General features: G+C 60.8%; 10 protein-coding genes and 3 tRNA genes. 5 read left to right on the top strand and 8 right to left on the bottom strand.

Features of this window, described 5'->3' with window-relative positions; all coding sequences use genetic code 11:
• A partial coding sequence (locus ABVS03_RS11025; protein ID WP_368019148.1) for a Txe/YoeB family addiction module toxin occupies positions 1–230 on the top strand: 230 nt, incomplete at its 5' end.
• 157 nt (positions 231–387) lie between these two features.
• Here the strand turns inward: ABVS03_RS11025 and ABVS03_RS11020 are convergent.
• Positions 388–463: transfer RNA gene (locus ABVS03_RS11020), tRNA-Val, on the bottom strand.
• A gap of 72 nt (positions 464–535) precedes the next feature.
• Here ABVS03_RS11020 and ABVS03_RS11015 point away from each other — a divergent pair.
• Positions 536–2092: a Mur ligase family protein gene (locus ABVS03_RS11015; RefSeq protein ID WP_368019147.1), complete on the top strand. Its 1557-nt coding sequence runs from the start codon at positions 536–538 to the stop codon at positions 2090–2092.
• A gap of 136 nt (positions 2093–2228) precedes the next feature.
• On the opposite strand, the gene ABVS03_RS11010 is transcribed toward ABVS03_RS11015, so the two are convergent.
• Together ABVS03_RS11010 and ABVS03_RS11005 are read right to left on the bottom strand one after the other, a co-directional pair.
• On the bottom strand, positions 2229–3455 hold the full coding sequence (locus tag ABVS03_RS11010; RefSeq protein WP_330972344.1) for an iron-containing alcohol dehydrogenase: 1227 nt from the start codon (positions 3453–3455) through the stop codon (positions 2229–2231).
• Between the two features lie 306 nt (positions 3456–3761).
• Positions 3762–5615, bottom strand: a complete 1854-nt coding sequence (locus ABVS03_RS11005) for a carbon starvation protein A (protein WP_330972345.1) — start codon at positions 5613–5615, stop codon at positions 3762–3764.
• Positions 5616–6093: 478 nt separating this feature from the next.
• Here ABVS03_RS11005 and ABVS03_RS11000 point away from each other — a divergent pair, with 478 nt between their 5' ends.
• From ABVS03_RS11000 to ABVS03_RS10990, 3 genes are all read left to right on the top strand, one after another.
• Positions 6094–7134, top strand: coding sequence for a response regulator receiver protein (locus ABVS03_RS11000; protein ID WP_368019146.1), 1041 nt, complete (start codon positions 6094–6096; stop codon positions 7132–7134).
• A complete protein-coding gene (locus tag ABVS03_RS10995; RefSeq protein WP_368019145.1) occupies positions 7131–8117 on the top strand; it encodes a hypothetical protein in 987 nt (328 codons plus the stop codon). Before ABVS03_RS11000 ends, ABVS03_RS10995 begins: the two co-directional genes overlap by 4 nt.
• A 93-nt stretch (positions 8118–8210) precedes the next feature.
• Positions 8211–8285, top strand: a tRNA-Glu gene (locus tag ABVS03_RS10990).
• A gap of 52 nt (positions 8286–8337) precedes the next feature.
• On the opposite strand, the gene ABVS03_RS10985 is transcribed toward ABVS03_RS10990, so the two are convergent.
• The 5 genes from ABVS03_RS10985 to ABVS03_RS10965 form a co-directional block, all read right to left on the bottom strand.
• Positions 8338–9318, bottom strand: coding sequence for a transketolase family protein (locus ABVS03_RS10985; protein ID WP_368019144.1), 981 nt, complete (start codon positions 9316–9318; stop codon positions 8338–8340).
• Positions 9311–11053: a UTRA domain-containing protein gene (locus ABVS03_RS10980; RefSeq protein WP_368019143.1), complete on the bottom strand. Its 1743-nt coding sequence runs from the start codon at positions 11051–11053 to the stop codon at positions 9311–9313. The genes ABVS03_RS10985 and ABVS03_RS10980 overlap by 8 nt, the downstream gene beginning before the upstream one ends.
• Positions 11054–11269: 216 nt before the next feature.
• Positions 11270–11354 (bottom strand) — tRNA-Leu (locus ABVS03_RS10975).
• A gap of 35 nt (positions 11355–11389) precedes the next feature.
• A complete protein-coding gene (locus ABVS03_RS10970; protein WP_368019142.1) occupies positions 11390–12376 on the bottom strand; it encodes a phosphatase in 987 nt (328 codons plus the stop codon).
• A 2-nt stretch (positions 12377–12378) separates the two neighbouring features.
• The gene (locus ABVS03_RS10965; protein WP_330972555.1) at positions 12379–13161 is read right to left on the bottom strand and encodes a septum formation initiator family protein; all 783 of its coding nucleotides are present in this window, start codon (positions 13159–13161) and stop codon (positions 12379–12381) included.
• Between the last annotated feature and the right edge of the window lie 491 nt (positions 13162–13652).

Raw genomic sequence — 13652 nt, 5'->3', positions numbered from 1 at the left:
ACTATCAATACTGGCAGAGTCAGGACAAGAAGACCCTCAAACGAATCAACGCGCTCCTCAAAGACATAGCCCGAACGGGTGGCAGAGGTATCGGGAAGACAGAGCTCTTCAAGGGCAATCTTCACACATTGGTGAGCGCACGCATCGATGCCCAGAACCGGCTCGTTTTCTCTGTGGATGGTGACATCGTGCGCATCATCTCGTGCCGCGGACACTACTCGGACAAGTGATGGGCACTGCAGAGATACGAATTCTCAGATGCTTTTCTAGCCGCTTCGCCATCTCTCTGTACATCTAGCTACGGGCGCCAGCGCACAATTATGAGAATTGGAACCTTCTTATGAACAAGGCCGGAAAGCTTCAAGCTCTCCGGCCTTCAATCTCTTCTGGTGGGCGATGAGGGGTTCGAACCCCCGACCTTGTGCGTGTAAAGCACCTGCGCTAGCCACTGCGCCAATCGCCCAGAATGTCCTGAAATTCTATCACATGCCGACGCCTGAGTCATTTGTGCCTTGCGCAGCGTATACTCTGACCCATGAATACCTCACTTCTTACCTTGGCAGACCTGGCCCAGCTGCTCACCACGAAGGGCCTCCTTTCCGACGCGACGACACTTGGGCAGGATGCCCAAGACATCGCCGTGACGGGAGCGGACTGCGACTCGAGAGTCGTCGAGCCCCACCACCTCTTCATCTGCAAAGGAGCCGCCTTCAAGAGCGCCTACCTCGTCTCCGCACGGGAGAAAGGTGCCTGCGGCTACCTCGCAGACGAGGCGCATGCAGATGAGCTCTCCTCCCTCATGCCGGACTTCCCGGCCCTCATAGCGACGAATCTGAGGGAGGCCATGGCATGGGTAGCGAAGGCAGCGTACGGAAACCCCGACGAGGACCTCGCCACGATCGGTATCACCGGCACGAAGGGCAAGTCGACGACGACCTATATGCTGCGTGCCATCCTCGAGGGCAACGATCCCTATTCTGCCTGTGGCCTCATAGGCTCGATCGAGACGTATGACGGTGTGACCTCCCAGGAGTCCGTGAACACGACGCCTGAATCTCCTGACCTCTGGCGCTATCTGGCCCATATGCGGGACAGGAGCCTCCGCTACGCCGTGATGGAGGTCTCTTCCCAGGCGCTCAAGTACGACCGTGTGCTCGGCCTCAAGCTCGATATCGCAGGATTTCTGAACATCGGCGAGGACCATATCTCCCCGCTCGAGCATCCGAACTGGGATGATTACTTCCAGAGCAAGCTCAAGATCTTCTCCCAGGCAAAGTGCGCTGTCGTGAATCTGAACTCCGACCATGTGGATGAGATCCTGGAGCGTGCCCACGCATGCCAGAAGCTCGTGACATTCGGTGCCAACAGGCCCGATGCAGATATCTGGGCAGAAGGTATCGAGAGCGCCTGTGGCTTTGTCACCTTCACGTGCCATACGCCTGAGTGGGCAGGCCCCATCACGCTCACGATGCCGGGCACCTTCAATGTGGAGAATGCCCTGTGCACCATTGCCTGCGCCACCGAACTCCATGTGCCCTATGAGCAGATTGCAGAAGGCCTTGCCCGCACGAAGGTGCCAGGCCGCATGGAGCTCATCCAGACACCGAATGCCAAGGTCACGGGCATCGTGGACTTCGCCCACAACAAGATGGCGTTCGAGAAGTTCTTCCCCTCTGTCGTGAAGGATTTCCCTGACCATCACGTGATTGCCGTCTTCGGCGCCACAGGCGACAAGGCGACGGAGAGGCGCTTCGAGCTTCCGGCAGTCGCAGGCAAGTTCGCAGACCGCCTCATCTTCACGAAGGACGACCCCGGCCACGAGAAGCCGGAAGACATCTGCCGCGCGATGGTGGAAGCGACGCCCGAAGGCGTGCCCTGCGAGATTGTCCCGGACAGAGAGGCGGCCATCGCCCGTGCTGTAGAGCTTGGCTTTGCAGCAGATGGCCCTGCCGTCATCTGCGTCCTCGGACGCGGCACGGAAGGCGTCCAGCACGAGTGCGGCAAGCTCATCCCGGCACCTCTCGATGCAGATCTCTTCCAGGATGCTGTGAGGGACTGGTATGCCAAGCATCCTGAGGATGCCAAGGCTTAAAGGAAGAGCCAGGAACAGCCTTCAGAGCATCGATTAAAGCCAGGGGCGCGCTTCTCTGTGAACTGCGCCCCTGTTTCTCGCCGTGAAAAAAGGGAGCCCCGAGGGGCTCCCTTCTGGCTTTCTATGCCAAGCGGTACTAGAAGTTGACCGGCTCGTCGTAGTAGCAGCACTTCAGGATCTTCTCGAAGTCCTCCGGCTTCGTCTCACGCGGGTTCTCCGGCGTGCAGGCGTCGAGAGCGGCGTTTGCAGCGACCTTCGGGAGCTTCTCGAGGAACTCCTTCTCGGAGACCATGACCGGCTGGTTGTTGTCGTCGGCCTTGATGCCGCCCACAGCATAGTTGTTGATGGACTGCGGGATGTTCAGCTTGTCGTTCATGCCACGGATGTACTGGACAAGGTTGGAGACGAGCTGATCGTTCGTCTCGCCCGGGAGATGCAGGATCTCCTTTGCGACGTAGGCGTAGCGCTCGTTAGCGCGGGAGTCGCGTGCATTCCACTCGATGGCCTTGCCGAGATACATTGCGTTTGCGCAGCCGTGGATGATGTGGCCACCCTCGAAGGCAGCACCGGTCTTGTGTGCCATGGAGTGGACGATGCCGAGAAGGCCCGAGGAGAAGGCGATGCCGGCGATGCACTGTGCCTCATGCATATGGGCACGAGCCTCATGGTCGCCCGTATAGGACTTCGGCAGCCACTCGGTGATCTCACGGATGCCGTGGAGAGCGTTGGCATCGGTGAACATGGAGGCTGCAGTCGAGACGTAGGCCTCGAGGCAGTGCGTCAGAGCGTCCATGCCGGTGTGTGCGCAGAGCTTTGCAGGCATGCTGTAGGTGAGCTCAGGGTCGACAATTGCGACATCCGGCGTGATGTTGAAGTCAGCGAGCGGGTACTTGATGCCCTGCTGATAGTTGGTGATGACGGAGAATGCGGTGACCTCGGTGCCGGTGCCGGACGTCGAGGAGATGGCGCAGAAGTGTGCCTTGTGGCGAAGCTCCGGGAAGTTGAACGGCTTGATGATCTCATCCCAGGACTCGTCAGGATACTCGTAGAAGACCCACATGGCCTTTGCAGCGTCGATAGGCGAGCCACCACCGATTGCGACGATCCAGTCAGGCTGGAACTCGCGCATCGCAGCAGCGCCCTTCTCGACGGTCTCGACGGAAGGATCGGACTCGACGCCCTCGAACAGCTTCACTTCGAAGCCAGCGTCCTCGAGGTCCTTCTGGACATCCTGCAGGAAGCCGCCACGGCGCATGCTGTGGCCGCCGGAAACGATGATTGCCTTCTTGCCCTTGAGGTTCTTGACCTCGTGGCGAGCGCCCTCTCCGAAGTAGACATCACGCGGATTGGTAAAACGACCCATTCTATCCATCCTTTCGTCTGCCGCTGCCAGTCAGAGCAGCGGATACATGCTGTAGACGTCCTTCCCTGGCGTCCCTTGCATGGACATGCACCGAAACCGATTGCCAATGCTCTGCCAATTCAGGTTCGTATCCAGATAGAGCCGTTATATTCACATCTATTCATCTAATCCGCGAATGGATGCTATAGCTCGGCGACGTGACTTGACATATTGGGTCAAACGTTTTCCGCATACGCTTGCTGCATAAAGCAATGCGCCCATCCCGTGAGGGACAGGCGCATCAGCTCGTTCATCTGCTGGAGACGATTAGGCAGTGACCTGCTTCTTCGCATCCATGACCGGGGTCTTCTTGGCCTCTTCATAGTGCTTGCGGCCAAGCTCGCTCCACTCGGGCTCCTCGTCGGGGATGGAGCCTGCCTTCTTGGTGAAGAACTCCTTGAGGCAGTTGTAGGAGACGATGACGCCGAGGACGACGAGCAGGACTGCGAACACAAGCTGGAGACCAGAGGTCAGAAGCACGGAAGCTCCCTTCGCGGTCGTGCCGAGCAGGCCATACGTGGCGATTGCGGCAGTGCAGCCCATGATGGACTGGACGAGCGAGGTGAACGTGCAGCAGAGCAGGAAGACGACGGGGACATAGAGCATCCAGCCCTTGCGGCCAGTGACCTTGCAGAACACAGCGATCGTGATCATCGTCATGCCGCCGAGGAGCTGGTTGGAAGCGCCGAAGAGCGGCCAGATGTTGAGGTAGCCGCCGAAGGTAAGGGACAGGCCGCAGACCAGGGTGACGATGGTTGCAAACCAGGGGTTGCCGACAACCTTCATGACGCCGGCCTTCTCGCGCTCGACAGCGAGAGCGTCGTTGGACTTGGCGAAGAACTCCTGGAAGGAGAGGCGTGCAATACGAGCGACAGCATCAAGGGAGGTAAGAGCAAGAGCGCTCACGCACATCGTCATGAACACGGTGGAGACGGTCTGGTTCAGGCCGCACATGGTCATGCCCTTTGCGATGCCTGCAGCGAAGATCTGGAACGGGGTGGCAGCGGCAGCACCGTTGACGCCTGCGGTGTTCATGTCCTTATACATGATGGCAGCAATCACGATGGCAATCATGCCGACGAAGGACTCGAGGACCATGGCGCCGTAGCCGACAGGGAGAGCGTCGGTCTCATTGGAGACCTGCTTGGAGGAAGTGCCGGTGGACACGAGGCTGTGGAAGCCGGAGAGTGCGCCGCAGGCGACGGAGACGAAGAGGACCGGGAAGAGGAACTGGCCGGAAGCGTTGGTGAAGCCGACGAAGGCAGGAGCGGTCATCTCGCCCTGGCCGTTGGCACCCATGACGAAGATGCCGAGGACAGCTGCGACGATCATGACGACCATCATGATGGTGGTGAGGTAGTCACGCGGCTGCTTCAGGGTCTGGATCGGCATGGCGGCTGCGAACACGAGGTATGCCATGGTCACAGCGATCCAGCCGTTCTCGTCGAGGTAGAGCGGAAGCTGCATGCCGACAGCGAACATGAGGACGAGCAGCACGACGGCGCAGACGAGTTCCTTCCAGCCCTTGAGGTCGAACTTGCGGCAGGCCCAGCCGAAGAGGATGGCGACGAAGGTGAAGAGCAGGGAGATGGTGCCAGCAGCACCACCGTAGTAGGACTTGGCATAGTCGACAGCACCGCCGTCAGCCACGGTCATCTTGAAGGTGCCTGCAACCATGGAGGTGAAGGCGGCGATGACGATGAGGCAGAAGAGCCAGCTGAAGAGCAGGAACAGGCGACGGCCGGTCTTGCCGATGTACTTCTCGATGAGCTGGGCAAGCGACTTGCCGTTGTTCTTCATGGAAGCATAGAGAGCGCCGAAGTCATGGACAGCGCCAAAGAAGATGCCACCGACGAGGACCCAAAGCATGACTGGGACCCAGCCGAATGCCATGGCGACGATGGTGCCCGTGACAGGGCCAGCGCCGCAGATGGAAGAGAACTGATGGGCAAAAACGGTAAAGCGGGAAGCGGGCGAGAAGTTCTTGCCGTCCTCCATGCGCACTGCAGGAGTCAGAGCATTCTTGTCGACGCCCCACTGATTCGCTAGCCAGCGTCCATATCCGAGGTAGCCAATAATGAGGACCACCGCGCTAACTAAGATGATCGTGATACCGTTCATGTCTTCTTACCTCCTTAGCTTGGACGCCGCGTAGCAGGCCGTTCCCGTACTTCGACGTGTGGTGACGCTGGACATTACACTGATTTCAAAAGCCTGTTTTCAGTGCTGTGAGCGTCTTGTTGCCTCCACACTTCCAGAATTTCGCAATGCGATGCATATTTATGCACTATATCTATTATTTATCTGTCTATATACATTTGTGCAACAATTTTGCAATCAAATGTACATCCGGAGCTTATTCATCGCGTAACTGACAGTTCATCTTTAAGTAACATTTGGACCAGATTCGCTCCATTTTTAGGCATGAAAAGTACCGTTCACCGAGATACAGGCTCCATTCATCCCGTATTGCCTTTCCTCATGAATACCCTGAACTGTGTCGAAACGGCTACCAAGGGGGCAGGCGCTCCCCCGCCTCCCCAAACTCCGGTACCATACGGGTACCATATATTCAGGAAACCTTGACGGAGGGAGGGATATGGCATTCGATCCGCAGCAGGAAGACTATGAGCGCATGGTCCTGCGCTTCTACCAGAGCATGTCGGCAGACGAAGCAAAGAGCGCAAGCCGGCGCTTCGCCTCGTTCGGCGAGCGTTTCGCACACAGGAGGGACACCCTTCCCCAGACGGACACCGACCGCGCCTTCCACCTTGTCTCCGAGGCCGCAATACTTATCGACTACCGCCTCCCCTTTGCAGCAGAGTCTGCTGCAAACTCGCTCATCCAGAAAGCACAGAAGGAGCTCAGCGAGGCGCTCACACTCGACCCCGGCAGCACCGATGCGAGCCGCATGATGGAGGCAGCCGAGCTCTCCTCCTACGAAGGCTACTTCCGCTATCTTGCAGACAACGAGCAGAAGGCGCTTGATGAGGCAGACCGTGCCCGCGCCCGCCTTGTGCGCGACGGCGCCCCCGAAGAGGAGCAGCAGCTTGCCCAGCATCTTGCCTATGCGCCGTACCTTCGCTGGCTTGCCGCCGAGGCAGGACGTGCGCTTGTCTGCGGCCACTACCGCTTCTGCCTTGAGGTCGCAGGCCGTGCGCTTGCGCTCGACCCTCAGGACGAGGCAGGCGTCCTCGATACAGCTGCCTACGCCTACGCAAAGCTCGAAGACGATGAAGGCTTTGCTGCATTGAAGCGCCGCATGGCAGAGGCAGGACGTGCCGAGAGCGCCTGGACACGCATGGCAGCGCTCTCGCTTGCCTTCTCCGCCCATGACCTCGACCGCTCCCGCGACATCCTGCGCGAGATCCTCGCCAGCTATCCCGAGGCAGGCGATATCCTCGTCGCCCAGCACGAGCTTCCCGACGGCGTCTATGCCCGCCTTGCCGTGGAGCCTGGAAGCGAAGACGAGCTCATCCTCGCCGTCTCTGAAGGAGCGATCCTTCTGCAGGAAGGCAGGGACTCTGCAGAGCGGGGCACGCTTTCCGCCTGGGTCTCCCAGGAAGTGCCGCGCCTTGTGGCAGAGGGCACCCGTCCCCGCCATATCGGGGCCAAGGCCCGGAAGGGCGGTCTCCGATGAATGCGACAGAAGAGCTCGAGGAAAGGTGCGCCCTCACCCGCTCGCGCAAGCTTGGCGGCCTTACGCCGGCAGGCTTCGAGGAGCTCAGGCGCGATGTCCACGAGAACCTTTCCGACTTCATAGAGACCGACGACCAGAGGGCCCTGAATATCCTCAAAGGCGCCCTTGCCCGCTATAACGACTCCGTGAAGGACGACGACCTGCGAGGCGACGACGAGTTCATGGCAGAGCGCAAGAAGCGCCTCTCTGCCCTTGTAGCAGCTGCCCAGCAGGCACAGGGAGAAGATCCCTCCTGCCTCGATGCTGCGCTTATCGAGACCCTTGCCCGCGACCTCGATCCCGAAGCGCTCCTCGATGCGCTTCTGCGCTTAGAGGGGACCGAGGAGAAGCGCTCAGGCAAGCTCCAGGAGCTCGGCACAAAGGAGACGGATCTCTGGGACGATGTCTATCTGAGGCCGCGCCTGCGCCTGCGTGCTGCCACCGTGAGGACCTGCGTCGATACCGCCCACTACCGCATGGCAGCCTCTCTTGGCCGCGAGGCGCTCGATGTGGCACCGACGGACGCCCTGGGCATCCGCTCGAGCCTGGCCCTGGCCTACGCCCGCCTCGAGGACGAGCCTGCCTTCAACGAGCTCGAGGCCGAGGCCGGACACCATGGCAACGCATGGTGGCACCTTGCCCGTGTGCTTCTGCTCTTCAAGCTCAACCGCATGCCGGCAGCCACCCGTGCCCTCAAGGGCTACATGCGTCTTGTGCACGGCGGCTCCTATGCCCTGCTTCGCCCGGTCTTCGTCGAGCTCTGCATCCCTGACAGGCCTGCCTATGCCCCGAACAGCTTCGAGGAAGCCATGCTCGCCGTGCATGAGGCAGACCCGATCGTGGCCGATACGCCCGATTTCATCAACTGGTGCGAAGACCAGAGCTGGCTTGTCCAGGACGCGATGAAGTTCTGCGATGCGGAAGGCCTCGACTGGGGCGCCTAGGTGGATTTTCCGTCGTGGGAAATGCGTGGAGTCCCGATTTTGCAGAAAGCAGCGTGTACGCCCGCGTGCCCTCTGGTATAATCAGCTCCTGCCGTCCCCATCGTCTAGCGGTTAGGACATCGCCCTTTCAAGGCGGCGACACGAGTTCGAGTCTCGTTGGGGGCACCATGGAATGAGGGAAGCGCTCTGCCGGAAGGCAGGGCGCTTTTTCTGTGCCACGCTATTTCCCGAGACGCTGGAGCACGGTCTCGGCGATTGCCTCAGACGTGAGCCCTGCGCGCTTCCTCAGATGTGCCTGCGTATCTGCCTCGAGATAGGTGTCAGGAGCCGCGACTGGGACTAGCGGCGGCCTCTTGGCCAGAGGCGCCAGATATTCTGCCAAGGCGCTGCCAAAGCCGCCGATGCGCGTATGCTCCTCGATAGAGACCCAGAGATGGGCGCCCAGGAACTGGTCCAGAAATGCTGTGTCGAGCGGCTTTATCGTCGCAAGCTCGGCTAGAGCGCAGGAGATGCCCTGCGTGGCGAGCGTCTCCTGTGCGTCTGCTGCCGCAGCGCAGAGGCTTCCTGTCGCTATGAGCACGACCTCGGCATCTTCTGGACCTGCCAGAAGCGTGCCTGTGCCGATCCTGAAGTCCACACCGGCATCTGTGGGCTCCAGGAACGTGCCCGTTGTTATGCGCACATAGGCCGGCCTCGGGTGCGCTGCAAGCTCCTCCAGGGCAAGTGTCAGCTCGGCGTTGTCCCTCGGAGATACGACCGTGAGGTTCGGAATCGCACGCATGTCTGCAATGTCCTCGAGCCCCATATGGCTCGCACCGAGCTCCCCTACGGCGTAGCCCGCTCCCAGGCCCACCAGGATCACGGGGCTTTCCATCATGCCGAGGTTCACACGGATCTGGTCGAGCACGCGTGCCGTGATGAAGGGCGCGTAGGAGACAGCAAAGACAGGGCCTCCCTCGTTTGCAAGGGCTGCGGCCACCTCAATCTGGTTCTGCTCTGCGATGCCGCACTGCACGAAGGCATCGGGATGACGTACCTTGAGATCGTCGAGCGAAAGCCTCCGACCATAGTCGGAGACAACGACGGAGAGCAGCGGATAGGCATCTGCGAGCCGTGCCATCGTCTCGCCGAAGACCTCCTTGGAATCCTTTGCATCGAGCGCACGTGCCTCTCCGGCATCCATATGACGCATCTCACTCATGGGCTGCTGCCTCCCTCGCTGCTGCAAGCTCCACTTCAGCCTCATCCCAGAGCTCTCTGTCGAGCCCATGGTCATGCCATGCCGCCACGCCTGCCGCGAATGAGAGGCCCTTGCCCTTCACGGTGTGGGCAATGATGGCACGGGGAGCATCGTGGACAGACGAGAGCACCTGCCAGAGCGCACCGACATCGTGGCCGTCCACCTCCACGGTCTCGAACCCGAAGGCAGCAAATTTCTGCGCAAGAGGCGCTGTATCGAGGATCTCTGCGGTCGGTCCGTCGAGCTGCATGCCATTCGCATCGACTATCACCGTGAGCTGGGAAAGACGGTTGTGGCCGGCAAAGGCCGCTGCCTCCCACGTGCTTCCCTCATTGCACTCGCCGTCGCCCACGAGGCAGAAGACGCGCGAGGAGAGCTTCTTGCGTCTCAACGCCAGCGCCAGGCCTGCCGCATAGCCGAGGCCCATGCCGAGAGACCCTCCCGAGGTCTCGAGGCCACGCGCGGGGTCGCGCTTGGGGTGCTTGAAGAGCACCGCATCCGGCCCGAAGAGCCCTTTGTCCATATCTTCCTGAGAGATGAGGCCAGCCTTGAGGAGTGCCGGGTAAAGGCCGACAGCAGCATGTGCCTTCGAGAGCACGAAGCGGTCGCGCTCCTCCCAGGGCGTGCCGTCCTTGCCGGTATGCAGGACGGCACCAAAGAGGACGGCGTAGATCTCTGCCGACGAGAACGCGCCTCCGATATGGAAGGGCATGTCCGGATAGCGCTCAGCTGTCTTGATGACGCCCTCGCGGATATCGCAGGCAAGAAGGTCGAGACGGCGGCGCTCCTGCTTCGGAAGCATCTCTGCATCGCGCGGAGAGACCGCAGGGACTTGAGGACGCTTCATCTCATCCTGCAGCGCCACACCCATGAGGCTCTGGTCTGAGCGCAGCCAGGTCAGGCTCCACTCGATCGGGACATGGTTGTCGAGGCTGATCGTCTGCTCGAGCAGAAGCACCGGCGCCTCGGCAGGAAGCGCCAAGTATCCTCCATGCTCCTTGCCAGCGCAGGTCGCCGAGCTCCTCATGTTCGAGAGGGCGATCTCATGGCCCGAGCAGCGCTCGACGGCGTCGAAGAGCGACTCCTTCGTGAAGTCGGAGTCAGCCAGCCCCGGGCAGGCACCAAGGTTCTCCCATGATTCCTGGCAGACGATGGCTCGGCCTTCGACCGTGCGGACCCGGCGCATGAAGAGGACAGGCTCTCCTGCCTCGAGTCCCAGCTCCTGTGCGACCTCGGCAGGTGCCGGCAGCACTTCCTTTGCGAGCACCTGGGTCTTGAAGGCAAGCCCCTGCTCCTTCAGGGCATGGGCAAAGGAGAGCGGACGCGCGCCTCCCGGATGTGCCACGCCGGAGCGGGTCACGAACGTCCCCTTGCCCTTGCGCTGGACCAGGAGGCCTTCATCCACAAGCATGCCAATGGCACGGCGGACGGTGCCGCGGGAGACGCCGTAGCGCTCCATCAGGGCATGCTCGCTCATGATTCTCGAACCTGCCGGCCACTCGCCTGAGATGATGCGGCCACGCAGCAGCTTTGCCAGCAGCTCGTGCAGGAGCTGCCCTGTGCCTGCCTCCCTCAGAGGGACTGCTGCCTCTGGACAAGGGGCAGCATCTGCGCCAGGCGTCTTCTCGGCCTCACGCGCAACAAGCTGCGGCACCGGAAAGCTCCTCTGTGCACGCTTCTCTGCTATCTCTGCCATGGGTGGACACTTCCTCGTGGGCCCTGCTTTCCCGAAGGACAACTAGAAGACAGGACAGGTTATGGACAACTGAGCGTAGCCCATCATAGTGCACAGGAGAAGTCCATCATCTGCCAACGGCAAAGTCCGCAATATCTCTGCGAGGGACGATGCCCTGCTGGAAGTGCGTCGCACTACGAAAAAGGCCGGAGCGCTATGTTCCGGCCAAGATAGCTCTGGTAGGGGCGGCGGGGCTCGAACCCGCAAGCCTTGCGGCGGCAGATTTTAAGTCTGCTGCGTCTGCCAATTTCGCCACGCCCCCAAGCGTCCTTCAAGAGTAGCGCATTGAAGACAAGATCAGAGCGTCGAGAGCGCCGGCGTCCAGGGAAGCGGCGCTTCCTCGCCGAGCCAGGCTGCTGCCGTGGCAAGCGAGAGGCCCGAGAGGAGGTCGTGCTCGCTTACGGTCGCCACGTCGAACCCGGTGCACTTCATGGCCTCAGAGATGGCAAGGGTGCCGCCGAGGATGACAGGCGCCCGCTTGGCCTGAAGGCCCTTCATATGTGCCCTCTCCTCGACCGTGAGGCTCGCGAGCCGTGCAGCCAGGCGCTCGGCTGTCGTGCGCTCGAGCTCGTGCAGATGCACGTAGGCAGAATCGTAAGGGTCGAGCTCTGCATCCATTGCGACAAGCGAGGTCGCCGTGCCTCCGACAAGCACGAGACGGGTAGCTGCCTCAGGAAGCTCATCAAGCTCTGCTACCGCCTCCTCGAAGGGGCCATCGCAGAAGGCACGTGCCGCCTCGATATCAGCTGCCGCAGGCGGGTCCTGCTTCTTCAGGAAGAGGTCCGTGAGGCGGCGTGCGCCCACATTGACCGAGCGCACATGGTCGACATGCAGGCGTCCATCTGCCAACTTTCCCTGGCTCAGCTCCGTCGAGCCGCCGCCAGAATCTGCGACAAGCACCTCTTCGTCCGGAAAGTCCTGGACGACGCCCAGAAGGGCCAGAGAGCCTTCAGTCGTGCCCGGAATGACAGAAGGAACAAGGCCGAGCTTGGCCAGAGGCTCCAGAAGCTCCGATGAGTTTTCGGCATCGCGCGCGGCGCTCGTGAGCGTGCAGGCGCAGGCAGATGCTCCCATGGCACGGGCTTCATCCACATAGCCGCTGACGCAGGCGAGCACACGCTCGATAGCGGCAGAGGAGAGCCTTCCTGTCTCTGCCGTGCCTTCGCCCATGTTGCAGATCGTCGAGATCTTCTTGAGCTGGGTGAGCGCGCTCCCCTGCTCCTTTTCGGAGACCGCAAGACGAGCCGTGATCGTGCCGATATCGATGACTGCAATCCTCGCCATGCCTACTCCTCGAACTTGTACTGGAAAAACCCATCCAGGAACTTCGTGAGGTCGTCTGTATCGGCCGTCGCTGTGCTCGTGCCAGAGATCGTATCCGAGGTGGAATCAGAGCCATCGGAAGAGTCCTCGGCCACTTCGGAGCCTTCGCCCGTGATCGTGACCGGCGTCTCGCCCTCTTCGACGTAGCCATGCTTTCTGGCCTCGTCCTCGATGCCTTCCTGCGTCTGGAGCGAGCTCACCTCGCCCTGGAGGACCGAGTTGGCAGAGTTCAGCTGCGCATACTGTGCCTGGAGGTCCTGGGTCCTCCTCTGAGCCACATACCAGCTGCGGATGGGACCATAGAGGGAAAGGATGACAGCAGCTATGACCGCAAGGATCACGAGGCCCTTGTGGGAGCCGAGGATGCTCATCGGCTTGTCGGAGCCACGGCCGCGCTCCGCATCTGCAGCAGGAGAAGAGATGCCCTCTCTTCTGCGCCTGCGTGCTTCCTGGCGCTCCTGGACCGTGAGATTCTGAGGATCTGCTGCCTGCGTTGTCTGGACAGGTGCCTGGGCCGGGGCAGCATATGCAGCGCTGCGAGAGGTACGCCTATGCAGCCGGTCATTGCCGACTTTCCTGAACGCATCGCCGTCGCCTGAGAGCCTCACGCCACGCGAGTTCGGACCGACAAAGACAGCAGGACGCCAGCTGGCCTGGCTGGTGTTTCTCGTCTCGTGTACCCGAAGACGCGGAAGCGACCCGGTCTTGCCGGCATCGCCCGTGCTCCTGCCGAAAGATCTAGGCATTCTCATTGCGTGCGTTTCCCCATCGAGACCCATAGCTGCCTGTTTCGTTTGAAGTATAGATACAGCCTGAAGAAGACAGAAGGACCAGCCGGCCCTTCTGTCTCTTTTATACCATGCCATGGCGCCTGCCATCCTGGCCTGTGCACAGTTTCCATTACTGGGCACTGCTGGCAATGGTCCGGCCACGAGGCCACATCGGCCCATTTCTCCGGCTGGAGTCCGAACCAAGAGCCAGAATGATTGCTGAAGACAAGGAGAATCCATGCCCGACATGGCATCAGCAAAACAGCCGGGCAGCCCGGAGACGGAGAAGAAGGCCTGCTGGGGGACTGCGTGCAACGGGACAGAGCTCGCAGACGGCCTTCTTCATGCGATGGCAGAAGAATATGAGGAAGGCACCTGGTCAGGGCATGCAGGCAAGATCCACCATGGCAAGCCCTGTACAGATGCCAAAAGAGCCGTATCAGCAGGCTGAGGCAAACGCGGCTTCA

The organism is Olsenella sp. AGMB03486 (genome assembly GCF_040884255.1).
Taxonomy (GTDB): Bacteria; Actinomycetota; Coriobacteriia; order Coriobacteriales; family Atopobiaceae; genus Olsenella_L; species Olsenella_L kribbiana.
Note: the sequence above shows the minus strand (reverse complement) of the source record. Positions and strands in the feature narration are given on the sequence as shown.

What these genes read in the sequence shown, in the direction of transcription:
- ABVS03_RS10995 (WP_368019145.1), top strand. Translation starts at nt 7,131, where the DNA reads ATGAATGCGACAGAAGAGCTCGAGGAAAGGTGCGCCCTCACCCGCTCG.
- ABVS03_RS11015 (WP_368019147.1), top strand. Translation starts at nt 536, where the DNA reads ATGAATACCTCACTTCTTACCTTGGCAGACCTGGCCCAGCTGCTCACC.
- ABVS03_RS11010 (WP_330972344.1), bottom strand. Translation starts at nt 3,455, where the DNA reads ATGGGTCGTTTTACCAATCCGCGTGATGTCTACTTCGGAGAGGGCGCT.
- ABVS03_RS10965 (WP_330972555.1), bottom strand. Translation starts at nt 13,161, where the DNA reads ATGCCTAGATCTTTCGGCAGGAGCACGGGCGATGCCGGCAAGACCGGG.
- ABVS03_RS11000 (WP_368019146.1), top strand. Translation starts at nt 6,094, where the DNA reads ATGGCATTCGATCCGCAGCAGGAAGACTATGAGCGCATGGTCCTGCGC.
- ABVS03_RS11005 (WP_330972345.1), bottom strand. Translation starts at nt 5,615, where the DNA reads ATGAACGGTATCACGATCATCTTAGTTAGCGCGGTGGTCCTCATTATT.
- ABVS03_RS10970 (WP_368019142.1), bottom strand. Translation starts at nt 12,376, where the DNA reads ATGGCGAGGATTGCAGTCATCGATATCGGCACGATCACGGCTCGTCTT.
- ABVS03_RS10985 (WP_368019144.1), bottom strand. Translation starts at nt 9,318, where the DNA reads ATGAGTGAGATGCGTCATATGGATGCCGGAGAGGCACGTGCGCTCGAT.
- ABVS03_RS10980 (WP_368019143.1), bottom strand. Translation starts at nt 11,053, where the DNA reads ATGGCAGAGATAGCAGAGAAGCGTGCACAGAGGAGCTTTCCGGTGCCG.